The organism is Kandleria sp., from assembly GCF_017934775.1.
Lineage (GTDB): Bacteria > Bacillota_I > Bacilli_A > Erysipelotrichales > Coprobacillaceae > Kandleria > Kandleria vitulina.
Window position 1 is genome coordinate 17205 of record NZ_JAGBIX010000079.1, and the last position, 12230, is coordinate 29434.

General features: G+C 34.1%; 14 protein-coding genes. 5 read left to right on the plus strand and 9 right to left on the minus strand.

Features of this window, described 5'->3' with window-relative positions; all coding sequences use genetic code 11:
- Positions 1-181 precede the first annotated feature (181 nt).
- From J6L95_RS08570 to J6L95_RS08585, 4 genes are all read right to left on the minus strand, one after another.
- On the minus strand, positions 182-1165 hold the full coding sequence (locus J6L95_RS08570; protein WP_029071668.1) for a diaminopimelate dehydrogenase: 984 nt from the start codon (positions 1163-1165) through the stop codon (positions 182-184).
- Between the two features lie 62 nt (positions 1166-1227).
- Positions 1228-1743, minus strand: a complete 516-nt coding sequence (locus J6L95_RS08575) for a nitroreductase family protein (protein WP_287458827.1) — start codon at positions 1741-1743, stop codon at positions 1228-1230.
- A 51-nt stretch (positions 1744-1794) separates the two neighbouring features.
- Positions 1795-2232, minus strand: a complete 438-nt coding sequence (locus J6L95_RS08580; protein ID WP_287458828.1) for a threonine/serine exporter family protein — start codon at positions 2230-2232, stop codon at positions 1795-1797.
- Positions 2229-2981 (minus strand): threonine/serine exporter family protein, encoded by a 753-nt coding sequence (locus J6L95_RS08585; protein ID WP_287458829.1) that lies wholly within the window; start codon positions 2979-2981, stop codon positions 2229-2231. The genes J6L95_RS08580 and J6L95_RS08585 overlap by 4 nt, the downstream gene beginning before the upstream one ends.
- Positions 2982-3080: 99 nt before the next feature.
- On the opposite strand from J6L95_RS08585, the gene J6L95_RS08590 reads away from it, so the two are divergent.
- Entirely contained in the window at positions 3081-3335 is a 255-nt protein-coding gene (locus J6L95_RS08590) for a helix-turn-helix domain-containing protein (protein WP_051550717.1), read from the plus strand.
- 46 nt (positions 3336-3381) lie between these two features.
- Here J6L95_RS08590 and J6L95_RS08595 read toward each other — a convergent pair whose 3' ends face one another.
- Positions 3382-4383: a hypothetical protein gene (locus J6L95_RS08595; RefSeq protein ID WP_287458830.1), complete on the minus strand. Its 1002-nt coding sequence runs from the start codon at positions 4381-4383 to the stop codon at positions 3382-3384.
- A 100-nt stretch (positions 4384-4483) separates the two neighbouring features.
- On the opposite strand from J6L95_RS08595, the gene J6L95_RS08600 reads away from it, so the two are divergent.
- The 3 genes from J6L95_RS08600 to J6L95_RS08610 all read left to right on the plus strand — a co-directional run bounded on the left by J6L95_RS08600 (position 4484) and on the right by J6L95_RS08610 (position 6673).
- The gene (locus tag J6L95_RS08600) at positions 4484-5047 is read left to right on the plus strand and encodes a peptidylprolyl isomerase (protein ID WP_287458831.1); all 564 of its coding nucleotides are present in this window, start codon (positions 4484-4486) and stop codon (positions 5045-5047) included.
- A gap of 85 nt (positions 5048-5132) precedes the next feature.
- A complete protein-coding gene (locus tag J6L95_RS08605; protein WP_287458832.1) occupies positions 5133-5885 on the plus strand; it encodes a DeoR/GlpR family DNA-binding transcription regulator in 753 nt (250 codons plus the stop codon).
- Positions 5886-5887: 2 nt separating this feature from the next.
- Positions 5888-6673, plus strand: coding sequence for a Cof-type HAD-IIB family hydrolase (locus tag J6L95_RS08610; RefSeq protein WP_287458833.1), 786 nt, complete (start codon positions 5888-5890; stop codon positions 6671-6673).
- A gap of 21 nt (positions 6674-6694) precedes the next feature.
- On the opposite strand, the gene J6L95_RS08615 is transcribed toward J6L95_RS08610, so the two are convergent.
- The 3 genes from J6L95_RS08615 to J6L95_RS08625 all read right to left on the minus strand — a co-directional run bounded on the left by J6L95_RS08615 (position 6695) and on the right by J6L95_RS08625 (position 10410).
- Positions 6695-7885, minus strand: coding sequence for a class I SAM-dependent rRNA methyltransferase (locus tag J6L95_RS08615; RefSeq protein ID WP_287458834.1), 1191 nt, complete (start codon positions 7883-7885; stop codon positions 6695-6697).
- Between the two features lie 79 nt (positions 7886-7964).
- The gene (locus J6L95_RS08620) at positions 7965-8786 is read right to left on the minus strand and encodes an HAD family hydrolase (protein ID WP_287458835.1); all 822 of its coding nucleotides are present in this window, start codon (positions 8784-8786) and stop codon (positions 7965-7967) included.
- A gap of 88 nt (positions 8787-8874) precedes the next feature.
- The gene (locus tag J6L95_RS08625; protein ID WP_287458836.1) at positions 8875-10410 is read right to left on the minus strand and encodes a glycoside hydrolase family 32 protein; all 1536 of its coding nucleotides are present in this window, start codon (positions 10408-10410) and stop codon (positions 8875-8877) included.
- Positions 10411-10585: 175 nt separating this feature from the next.
- On the opposite strand from J6L95_RS08625, the gene J6L95_RS08630 reads away from it, so the two are divergent.
- Positions 10586-10900: a hypothetical protein gene (locus J6L95_RS08630; protein ID WP_287458837.1), complete on the plus strand. Its 315-nt coding sequence runs from the start codon at positions 10586-10588 to the stop codon at positions 10898-10900.
- A gap of 28 nt (positions 10901-10928) precedes the next feature.
- Here J6L95_RS08630 and J6L95_RS08635 read toward each other — a convergent pair whose 3' ends face one another.
- Positions 10929-11942, minus strand: a complete 1014-nt coding sequence (locus tag J6L95_RS08635; RefSeq protein ID WP_287458838.1) for a threonine aldolase family protein — start codon at positions 11940-11942, stop codon at positions 10929-10931.
- Positions 11943-12230: the final 288 nt, after the last annotated feature.

Genomic DNA, 12230 nt, shown 5'->3' on the forward strand with positions numbered 1-12230 from the left:
TCACATTTGTGAATCATTATAGCATCGCAATGTAATATTTCAATTTCAAATACTGTAATTTTTAACAATGTTTTTACCTTGAAATTTATTTTACCATTTTTTGACGTTATTTACACCATAATATTGAAGTAATGAAAAAAGAACTACCATCTGTGTGGTAGTTCTTGCTTTATTATTATGATTAAAGTAAATGAGCTCTTAACTCTTCAGGAGACATTGCACTTAAATCAGCAGGAGCAATATCAAAGATTGTCTTGCATCCCTTATCTCCTCTTTGTTTCATTTTATAAGCAGCTCTTGCGACAGCTACTAAGATTGAACCAGTAAATTCTGGGTTTGAATCTAGTTTTAATGCATATTCAATAACATGATGATTTTCTTTTTCTAATCCAGTAACACCACTTCTTAATACAAATCCACCATGTGGCAATCCACCATGTTTTTCTAATAATTCTTCTTCAGAGATAAAATGAACAGTTGTATCATACTGATCAAAATAATTTGGCATCTCTTTAATTTCTTTTTCAATACGTGCTAAATCAGCACCTTCTTCTGCTACAACAAAACATTCTCTTGTATGCATCTCTCTTGTAGATAAAGTAGGATTTTCTCCATTTCTAACCGCATCTAATGCTTTATCAACTGGAATAGTATACTGTCTCGCATCCTTAACACCATCAATTCTTCTAATAGCATCAGAATGACCTTGAGATACACCTTTTCCCCAGAATGTATAATTGTTTCCTTCAGGAAGAATAGCTGTAGAAACCATTCTTAATAATGAGAACATTCCTGGATCCCAACCTACTGAGATAACCGCAATATTATTTCCTTTTTTAGCAGCTTCATCCACATTTGCAAAATGTTCAGGAATTCTTGCATGTGTATCAAATGAATCAACAACATTAAACATTTCCGCATACTTTGGAGTCTGTTCAGGAAGATCAGTAGCACTTCCTCCTCCTAAAATCATGACATCAATCTTATCCTTAAATGATGGGATATCATCTACATGATAAACACCCACTCCTTCAGTTTTCACCTTTACACTCTTAGGATCTCTTCTAGAGAAAACTGCAACTAATTCCATATCTGGATTTTGTCTAATGGCAGCTTCAGCTCCACGGCTTAAGTTACCATAACCAATAATACCAATTCTTATCATAAAGAATCCTCCTTTAGTTTCTACTTGTTATTTTATAACTTATTGTTTTAACATACAACTTATTATAGCTCATCTACAAAATCAGAAATCTCTCTTCTTAGTTCATGACGTGGAGAAGGTTTTGCATCACTTGCTAAATAACCAACTGGGAAAATAGCTACCAATTCATAATCTGCCATCTCAGGGAATAATTCTTTTACTTTTGGGGCATCAAAAGCACCAACCCATGTTGATCCTAAACCTAAATCATGAATTTTTAACATCATATGAGTAGCTACGATAGAAGCATCAATATCCGCATAATTCTTCTGATCATACTTTCTTACCCATGCATTCTTTGCATCACTTCCTACAACGAAGAATAATTTAGCTCCAAAATCAAAACGTGAAGCTTCACAAAGCTTTGAAATATTTTCTTCGCTTCTAATAACCCAAATATGAAATGGCTGTTTATTAACAGCAGTTGGTGCAACTTGCGCTGCTTCTAAAATCGCATTGATTTTCTCTTCTTCAACCACTTTAGTGCCATCTAAACTTCTTACCGAATATCTTTCTTTAATAAGATCCTTATATTCCATATTCTTTCCTCCTTGTATACAATTCTACAAAAAAAAGAGACAAAAGTCTCTTTATCTTTTCAATAATTTAAGATAAGCAAACAAAAATTGTGGAATAGCCATAGCCATAATAATGCCAAAAGCAATAGAAAAAGCAATCTTAACAGTATCTTCTCCATAAAGAATACTTCTATGTAAATCATTAATAAAGAAATAATAAGAAGTATAATAAATACCTGCTCCTGGTACAATCGGGAAGATACCAGGAATCAAAAACATTGTAACAGGAGCTTCTCTTACTATCGCAAGAATACGTGATATCAAGGTTAACGCAAAAGCTGAAGCGAATGCATAAAATATCATATTGTAGTGTAGCTTAGCCATCATGTAATAGATGACCCAGCCCACCCCTCCCGTAAGACCACAGTAGACTAAATGTTTTTTGGGAGCGTCATATAATATCGCAAAGGAGATTGTAGCAATCATGGAAATAATAAACTGTGTGATCATTTGAATCCTCCATTCATTATTAATAAGAATGTACCTACACCTACAGCGATACATATTCCTGTCAATATGGCATCAAGTATATGAATTGCACCTGAAAGATAATCTTCATGGAAAAGATCTCTGACGCCAGTTGTAAATGCGATTCCTGGAACGAGGGGCATGATATCTCCGATGATTACTTTATCAATATGAATAGGTACCATCATAGAAAAAAGACTTGCTAAAACAGCAGCAATAAATCCGCCAAAAATATTCTTGATAAATCTTGATGCGTGATTCTTATAAAGAAATAATCCAATAAATATTCCTATTATAAAAGAGATGATACTATCTTGTAACGTACCACCAAAGATATAAGTAAAACATCCTGTCCCTAATCCACATACAATCATTGTCTCCAACAATGAATGAGAAGACATCTTCTTAATTGATTCAAGACATTCATTTGCTGCATCGACACTCATCTTACTTTTACATATTTCTCTAGAAAGCTGATTTAATTCTGCAATACGACCGAGATGAACTTGAGGGTTAACAATATGTCGTACGATGCTGCAGGCATCTTCTGCTGTTTCATTAGCACTTGCAAATAGACCATTGGATAATACATACACATCATAGTTTTCTATCTGCCACGCTTCTAAAATATGATTAATAGTTTCTTCTACTCGATATATTTCTCCACCATTCATAAGAAGGGCTTCACCAATATCGACTGCACATTTTAATTTTTTCTTTGTTTCGTTCATATTTGACATACACCTTACATTTTATGCTACCTTATGGTAGCTTTTTGTTCATTTTTATGCCATTGTTTAGTAGCATTATCTTAAAGGAGGGCTTAACTCATGTTTTTTCAACGTATAGAAGATTTACGTATTGATCATGACTTATCTCAAAATGATATTGCCAAAATTCTTGGTTGTCAACGAGAAGTCTATAGAAGATATGAAAAAGGAACGAGATCAATTCCAGTAGATTTTTTAATCAAGCTTTCTCAACATTATAATGTGAGTGTAGATTATATTCTAGGATTAACACCTTACAAAACAATCTACGATGAACATATTGATAATATCGTATCTGCTAACAAAAAAGACTAATCATATCTTAAAGAAAAGCGACGTATCATTCGATACGTCGTTTTCTTTATTTACCAAAGTTTTCACTTCCGGCTGATGTACGTGAGAAGACATCTCCTGCTTCAGTCGCATCACTTAATCCATCAATTGAGACAGAGTACTTATAGTTGCAGTTAAATGTGATTGTATAATCATCACCTTCATATGTTGCAGTTTCATCATCCTTAGAATTAAACTTTGCAATATGCTGAGAAGTGATTCTCTTATAGCTAGACATTCTCTTGCCATATTCATCTCTTACTTTATAAATAGTAAAGTAGAATGAACGACTGTTTCTTCTATAGATACGAATCATGCAGCGATTAGCATCATCCCAGTTAGCGGTATTGTAATAATATCCACTCTGTGGCATATATTCTGCTCTAAAGTAAGTATCATCACTGCTTTCTGTAGATTTTCCTTTATGAATAAGCTTCCAATCCTTTTTTTCAAAGTTAATCTGGTCCATTGTCTTAGCCTGATCTAAAGTAATTGTCTGGGTATTTTTCTTTACCCCATCCTTAAAGATTGTAAGCTTTGCTTCTTTATCCTTAAGATTAAGAAGCTTATGATCAGTTGTAAGTAACAGCTCAGCTCCTTTTTCCTGCTTCTCAATAAGAGATGCAGTCTTGCCATCATATCCATAAACTGCAATCAGTTCTGGTTCCTTATCACTTTCTCCTTTAGAGGCTATTAGTAATTCTTTTACATTATCCTCATCAGCATCATAGTATGAATAGTAGACAGAACGAATTTCATCTTCTTCATAAATACGTGAAGCGAGTTTACCAGCAGTTTCATACTTGCTAAAAGCACTGCTTTTTGTCTTTACCTTTCTATTCTCTTTAAGCATTGTCCTATATTCATTAATGACATCCTTATAGGCTTCATTAACATCCTTTTTAGAAGGTTTTGTAAAAACAAAATAACAAGCAACGCATGCTACTAATGCAATAAGAATAAATAGTATGAGTTTTCCATGTTTTTTCTTTTCAGGTATTTTTGCATGTTTATATGTATTTTTTGCCATAGTCCAATCTTCTCCTATTCCTCTACTATAGCACTTTTTTATTTGATATTGTTGATTTATATCATTAAGATGTCATAATTAATTCAAGGAGGGCTTTTTTATGAAGAAAATCATCTCATTATCATTGCTATTTTTTTTATGCCTTTCTCTAGTATCATGCAAGAAAAGTAAACCTGTTGTCTGCATTGATGTAGAAGAATATGGAAAAATCTATGTAGAACTTGATCCCAATGAAGCACCAAAGACAGTAGAAAACTTTTTAAATCTTGTTAATAAGAAATTCTATGATGGTTTGACATTCCATCGTATTATTTCTGGATTCATGATACAAAGTGGCGATCCTAATGGCGATGGAACTGGAGGATCTAAAAAGAAAGTAAAAGGTGAATTTAGTCAGAATGGTGTAGAAAACAATATCAAGCATACGAGAGGAACCATCTCTATGGCTCGTTCTACTGACTACAACAGCGCCTCTTCGCAATTCTTCATCATGCATCAGACAAATGACTCACTAGATGGACAATACGCCGCTTTTGGTCATGTAACAAAAGGTATGAAAGTAGTAGATGAAATTGCAGAAATGGCAGAACCAACTGATGATAATGGCACTATTGATAAAGAAGATCAGCCAGTTATCAAATCAATTCGAGTAGTAAAATCATAAAGAGCGAAAGCTCTTTTTTTAAGTATTTATAAGTATTTATTGATAAATTACTTAAAATTACTTAAAATGAAATTGAGGTGATCAGATGTACCAAAAAGAACGTATCCACTTAATTTATTCAACATTAAAAATGAAACAATTCCTCAGTTCTCAGGAAATCATGTCACTTTGCAACACATCTCGTGATACCGCAAGAAGGGATATGATCCTGATGGAAGAAGAAGGCTATGCTTCACGTAATCGTGGAGGAATTGCCTTAAATCAAAAAGATAAGATGATTCTTGATTATAAAGAAAGACAGAATGAAAACATTTCTATCAAGAAAAAACTTGCGAAACATGCCTTAAGCTATATTAATCTACAAAAAGTCATCTTCTTTGATGTCTCAACGACAATCTATGAACTTTGTAATATTGTTCCTTCTCATATTGAAGCTTATACCAACGCTATAAGAAACATTGAAGCATTAGGTCAGCGCTGTCATGCTCATATGATCGGTGGTACTTTTCATCCTAAGAATGCTTACATGTACGGTAGTGAAACAATCCATGAGATTGAACAGATTTCCTTTGATATTGCTTTTCTTGGGGCCGCATCCGTCAAGGATGATGGGATTTACTTTAGTGAACAGGAAGATGCTTTAGTGAAAAAGAAAGTCGCAAAAAGAAGCAATAGTGTCTGCGTTATATTTGATGATTCTAAATATCAAAAGAAAGGTGCATTCAAAGCCCTCGATTTTTCTGAGATTCACTTTTTGATTACTAATAAAAAACCACCAGAACATCTTGTCAATCAAATAAGAGAAGCAGGATGTATCGTAGATATAATAGGAGAATAACCATGAAAACAATTATTTTCAGTGATATTGATGGCACTCTACTTAACAATGAACACAAGATGACACCACGTACAAAAGAAGCATTTCATATGCTAGAACAAAAGCATATTCCCTATGCCTTCGTATCAGCGAGAAGTCCTTCTGGCATCTATCCTATTCTAAAAGAAAACAATCTTACCTGTGATATTGTCTCTTATAGTGGAGGCATGATCATCGATAAGAATGGGAATGTGCTTTTCTCTGAAGGTTTCCCTAAACACATTGCCAAAGAGATTATTTCTTTCTTAGATCCCTATGATGTCACATGGAACATCTATTCAGAAGATCAATGGATTGTCGCTAATAAAAAAGATTCACGTGTCATTAATGAAGAAAACATCGTCAAAGCACAAAGTAAAGAAGGTACTATCGAAGATGTAGAATCCCATGTCAATAAGATTCTATGCATGTGCAATCCTGATGAAACAGAAGCTATTCAAAAACTGCTGATTGATGCTTTTCCAAATCTTAATATTACACGCTCTTCATCTATTCTTATTGAAATCAATGCCAACGGTATATCTAAAGCAAAGGCTGTTGAGCTTTTATGTAAAAAGCATCATATCAACATTAAAGATGCTTTCGCCTTTGGCGATAATTTCAATGATCTCGATATGTTAAAATGTGTGGGACATCCTTATCTAATGGAAAATGCTCCTTCTTCATTAAAAGAAATGATCAGTGAACATACATTAAGCAATAATGATGATGGTATCTATGTTGCATTAAAAAAAGAGAATATCATATAAAAAAAGAGGCGAAAGCCTCTTTTATAGTACCTGGAAAATATAGAATTTTAAGTAAGATGTTTCTTCCATTGTCCAAAGAATAGGATGATCATGATTCTGTTGAGTAACAGAAACTTGCTTTAAGACAACCCCTGCTTCCTTGGCAGCTTCTCTTAACATCTTTTCATACATTTCTCTCTCCATAAATCTTGAACATGTACAAGAAATAAGATATCCACCATGACGAAGAGCTTCCATTGCGACCTTATTGATACGCTTATACCCATTATATGCCTTATTGACAGTACGTCTTGATTTAGTGAATGCTGGTGGATCTAATACAATAATATCAAATTGACCTTCTTTAATGGTATCAAGGTAATCAAAGACATCATCTTGTACAAAAGTAATCTTATCTTCTAGATGATTAAGCTTCGCATTCTTTAATGCTTCATCAAGAGCTACCTGTGAAACATCTACTGCTGTAACACTCTTGGCATTCCCCATAGCCGCATTTAATGCAAAACCTCCTGTATGAGTAAAGCAATCAAGAACATTCTTGCCATGAGCCATTTCTCTTAGAAGAACTCTATTGCTTTTCTGATCAAGGAAGTACCCTGTCTTTTGTCCGTTCTCTATATCTACCTTTAACAATAGTCCATTCTCATTAATGATTGTCTCTGTTTCACATTGACCCATATAGAATCCTTTATATAAAGACAATCCTTCTTTTTCTCTTGCCTTAACATCATTTCTTTCATAGATAGCAGTGATTTTTTCTCCATCTTCTTTCATCACTTCAAGCAATGATGAATAGATCAGATCTTTTCTTTCTTCAAGTCCATAAGAAGTAATCTGTGTAACAAGAATATCATTATAGCGATCGACAGTAAGTCCTGGCAGATCATCTGCTTCTCCAAAAATAAGACGACAGTTAGAAAGATTTTTGCTTTCTACCGTCTTTCTAAAATCATAGGCAAACTGAATTCTTTTCTTGAAGAATGCTTTATCAAAAGTTTCTTCTCTATCTTTACTATAGAGTCTTACTGTCACATGACTTTCTTTATTAAGAAAACCTGTTCCAAGATAGCGATTTTCTACTGTTACTACATCTACAATATCACCTGTCTTAGCAGGCTCTTCAATCTCAACCAGGTTGTTTCTATACATCCACATCTGACCCTGATCAAGCCATTTTTCACCTTCTGGTGAAATGATTACATGTTTATTCATTGCAAATTTCCTCTTTTCCTTTCCCATCTTAACAAAAAACAATGTCCATGTGAACAAAAGAAGTGCAGCAATTGCTGCACTAAATTAATCCTAGATGTTTCATGGCATTATATAATCCATCTTCATCAATATCATCAGTTACATAATCAGCTATCTCCTTAACACTATCTGGCGCATTACCCATTGCAACTGCTGTCCCCACTGCTTCAAGCATACCTAGATCATTTGTAGAATCACCAAATCCAACAGTATCTTCAATAGCTACATTTAAATGTTCACATAGTTCCTTGATTCCGGTTCCTTTAGAAAAACCTCTAGAAACAAGTTCCCCAGCATTTGCTGTATTATTAGTATATCCTCCAGCCCATGTCATTTCTAAAGAAGAATCCAAAGCTTCATCAAAACATTTAGCATCTTCTTCACTATTTAATGTCACATCAATCTTTAAAATATCACTGCCAGGATATTCACTTATTGGCTTCATTCCCTTCTTATCAAAGAAGACCTGAGGGTCCACATCAGGGAATCTTGCTAAGAATGATTTTTCCGAGTTCGCGTAATTATGGGGATTTTGATAACCATACTGCCAATCGATAATCTGATATCCTCCATTCATTTCATCAATAAGATCCAAAGTCTTCTTTACAACCTGTTTTGGAATAGAATGAAGAATAAGTGGCTGATCATCCATGATGACCCCCATCCCATTCGTAATAACCGCATCACTGATGCCCGCATCGGACACCTCTTTAGTCATACCATAGCTTCTTCCCGTACATAAAAAGCACTTATGTCCATTATCTTTCGCAAGCTTAATTGCCTTTATTGCACTTTCAGGAATCTTGTAAGTTCTATCAGATAAAATTGTGCCATCAATATCAAAGAATAATAATTTACCCATATATTTTTACCTCACTTTATTTCATTATACGAATAATAAAAAGTGAATGAAAACATTTTGAATACCTAGATAAAAATAAAAGAGGCTATTAAGCCTCTACGACAATATCATACTTCTTAACAGAATGAATAATACATTCTCCATCTTCAGAGAAGAATTCAACACCTGTATCTTTGATTGGATCACCATAAATGTTTCCTGTCATCGTCTTCTTTCCACCATCGATGAAGATTTCTAATGAAGAAACATCCAAGAACATACGTAACTGAATACGTTTATTCTCCCATGGCATCTTTCTGATATTTGTATCAATTTCTCTTCCACCAATCTCAATACCTGAACAGCTGCGGTCAAAGACAAAAAGCTGTTCTTTTTGATCATAGTAGATAAATACTTCATGATCACCATGTTTAAACAATTTAATACCTGCTCTAGAAGCAGTCGTAATTTCCATATCTACTTCTAGTTCAATCTTATTGCCTTCTACTCCTTCAAGACGTAACTCACCATTAAGAATCATCCCTTTAGCTACTACTTCATTTTGACGATAGTTCTCTAATTCGCTAATAGGTGTCTGAATCAGCTGACCATCCTTGTAAGAGAGTTCTCTAGGCAATGTATAAGTCCCAATCCAATTATCACTTTCTGTAGGATAAGTACGATCCCACATTTCTTTCCAGGCAATCATTACATAGCGTCCATCTGTCATCTTCATACATTGAGGTGCATAGAAATCAAACCCGCTATCTATTTCTTCAATATATTCAGGATGAAAATCTCCTGTTGTAAAGTCAAGGTGACCTGGAATATAGACACATGAATGAAGATTCTGGAAACGATAGCCAATCTGAAGAAGATTCTGAGGACTTGCCAATAATAGTTCCTGACCATCTACTTCAAAATAATCAGGACATTCATAAACACCATTTAAACGATAAAAAGCTTCCTGAATATTTTCCTGTTTAGTAAGCAATGGACCAACATATTCCCAATTATTAAAATCATCTGATTTTAATAATACAAGATTGCCATAGCCATGTGCATAGAAATTCGTTGATGCTACATCATCAATGGTGATTTCTTTATTTTCATTTTGATTGCTGACGAAATCAATATAATTTTGAAGATCCTCTTCACTCATCATTCTAGTACCCGCAATACAATAGTAAGTATCATCCTTCTTGAATACTTTAGGATCTCTAAAATCCTTAGGTGAGATATCGCTAGTATTAAGGTTTCTTGCATCAATAAGGGGGTTATCTAATTTAGAAAAATGAATGCCGTCTTCTGAATAGGCTATACATTGTCTTTGCAGATCCATCTGTGCTGCAGTATACATAAGATAAAGTTTGCCATCACGTTCAATTGCGGTTCCTGAACAGCACCCACACTGTCTTTCATATTCCTGATCTGGAACAAGGGCTACTGGTGCTTCTTCCCATTTGATAAGATCATCAGAGATAAAATGTCCCCAGTGCATGATTCCCCATTTTGCCTTATGTGGATAATGCTGGAAGAACATATGATATTTCCCATTAAAATAGATTAATCCATTAGGATCATTTGACCATCCTGATGATACATGAGCGTGATATGTTGGCATATATTTCTTATTTACATTCATTTTAATTTCTCCCTTATTTTTTTAACAGTAAGACTATAAGTGAAACATCCTTATAATTCAATATTATTTCACGGTTTTTCTAAATGTGAAAGAAAAAAGAATTTAAAAATTATTTAACATTCTATTTGAAATAAAATAACACCCTAGTACAATATGAATTAAGGAGGAGACTTTTATGACAGAAACAAATAGCGCAAAATTATCTGAAGAAATATTATTAAAGGTTAATACAAAATTACAGAAGGAATCTACAATCTTTCATAAAGTCAATCACGGAGAAAAGTTCACTAAGGAAGATGTAAGAGCCTATGCTCTTTCACAGGTTCAAACTAAGCAGGATGAGCTTGAACTTTACCGTGTACTTCGTGAAAACTATGTAACTAAAGACTTTATGCCAGATGTTCAGAAGATTAAGACTTTCGATGATTTAATTGAAAGTGCTCAGCTTAATATTGATTTCTACACTTTAATGGCTAGAGAATTTGAATAAACAAAGAAGCAGGCAAGCCTGCTTCTTTTTATAAATATTGAAATAGTTTCTCTACATCTTCTTTTGTCGTGGCCCAGCTTGTAGCTAGACGAATGATTGTATGCGTTTCATCATAACGCTGCCAGAAGCTATACATGACATGTTTCTTTATATCTTCTAGTTTATCATTCTCGACAATAATAAATTGCTGATTGGTTGGAGAATCTATCGCAAAGCGATAGTCTCTTTTTTTTAGTTCTTCTTTCATGATCATTGCCATATCAATCGCATGCTTAGAGATGCGCATATAAAGCTGATCAGTAAATAAGGCATCAAACTGTACACCAAGCAATCTCCCTTTTGCTAAAAGCGCACCGTGCTGCTTAATAAATGTTACAAAATGCTTTGGGGCTTTCTCTTTAAAGACAATGGCTTCTCCACATAAGGCTCCTACCTTAGTTCCACCAATATAGAACACATCACAAAGTGATGCGAGTTCTTCTATTGAAAGATCACCAGCACATAATCCATATCCTAATCTTGCACCATCAATGTAAAGCGGCAGTCTATAATGTTTACATACATCATAGAGTTCAGTTAATTCCTTCTTGCTATAAAGTGTACCAAACTCAGTCGGATATGAAATATAGACCATGCCAGGAAAGACCATATGTTCATGATTTTCATCTTCATAGAAACATCTCACATATTCTTCTACATCTTTAGCAGAAAGCTTTCCTTCTTCATTTTGAAGAGTTATCACCTTATGTCCTGTATTTTCTATTGCTCCTGCTTCATGACAGGATACATGTCCTGTATCTACCGCAATAACACCTTCATAAGAAGAAAGAAGTGCGTCAATGACAATCTTATTGGTCTGTGTTCCTCCTGAAATAAAGAATATATCTGCATCCCTATTGATCCATTTGCATATTTTCTTTTTTGCTTCTTCACTATAATAATCAGTGCCATATCCTGGCAGTTTTTCTTCATTAGTTTTGATTAATGCTTCAAGAACATCAGGATGAGCCCCTTCAGAATAATCATTCATAAAATATAGCATCGTCTTTTCTCCTTTTTTCTTATTATATAAGAAAAGGGGCTGACCCGGATAGATAATCTGGATTAGTTTTCAAAAATAAAATGCGCCGGATAAATCCGACGCATTTTTTGGTATAATGTAATTATGAAAACTACAACATTAAACCACAAAAATTATAGCGCATTTCAGACTTATGCGCTACTGGATTTTAACATTAATTTTGAGAATGATGTGCCTAGTGACGATATTGCACGTACTGTCATTGAGATTACAGAGAGCCAACTATAAGGAATTCAAGTAAAAAATGAA

Excerpts from the sequence above, each read along its gene's own strand:
- J6L95_RS08615 (WP_287458834.1), bottom strand. The coding sequence starts at position 7,885 with ATGAATAAACATGTAATCATTTCACCAGAAGGTGAAAAATGGCTTGAT.
- J6L95_RS08630 (WP_287458837.1), top strand. The coding sequence starts at position 10,586 with ATGACAGAAACAAATAGCGCAAAATTATCTGAAGAAATATTATTAAAG.
- J6L95_RS08570 (WP_029071668.1), bottom strand. The coding sequence starts at position 1,165 with ATGATAAGAATTGGTATTATTGGTTATGGTAACTTAAGCCGTGGAGCT.
- J6L95_RS08605 (WP_287458832.1), top strand. The coding sequence starts at position 5,133 with ATGTACCAAAAAGAACGTATCCACTTAATTTATTCAACATTAAAAATG.
- J6L95_RS08585 (WP_287458829.1), bottom strand. The coding sequence starts at position 2,981 with ATGAACGAAACAAAGAAAAAATTAAAATGTGCAGTCGATATTGGTGAA.
- J6L95_RS08620 (WP_287458835.1), bottom strand. The coding sequence starts at position 8,786 with ATGGGTAAATTATTATTCTTTGATATTGATGGCACAATTTTATCTGAT.
- J6L95_RS08575 (WP_287458827.1), bottom strand. The coding sequence starts at position 1,743 with ATGGAATATAAGGATCTTATTAAAGAAAGATATTCGGTAAGAAGTTTA.
- J6L95_RS08595 (WP_287458830.1), bottom strand. The coding sequence starts at position 4,383 with ATGGCAAAAAATACATATAAACATGCAAAAATACCTGAAAAGAAAAAA.
- J6L95_RS08610 (WP_287458833.1), top strand. The coding sequence starts at position 5,888 with ATGAAAACAATTATTTTCAGTGATATTGATGGCACTCTACTTAACAAT.
- J6L95_RS08580 (WP_287458828.1), bottom strand. The coding sequence starts at position 2,232 with ATGATCACACAGTTTATTATTTCCATGATTGCTACAATCTCCTTTGCG.
- J6L95_RS08635 (WP_287458838.1), bottom strand. The coding sequence starts at position 11,942 with ATGCTATATTTTATGAATGATTATTCTGAAGGGGCTCATCCTGATGTT.
- J6L95_RS08600 (WP_287458831.1), top strand. The coding sequence starts at position 4,484 with ATGAAGAAAATCATCTCATTATCATTGCTATTTTTTTTATGCCTTTCT.
- J6L95_RS08625 (WP_287458836.1), bottom strand. The coding sequence starts at position 10,410 with ATGAATGTAAATAAGAAATATATGCCAACATATCACGCTCATGTATCA.
- J6L95_RS08590 (WP_051550717.1), top strand. The coding sequence starts at position 3,081 with ATGTTTTTTCAACGTATAGAAGATTTACGTATTGATCATGACTTATCT.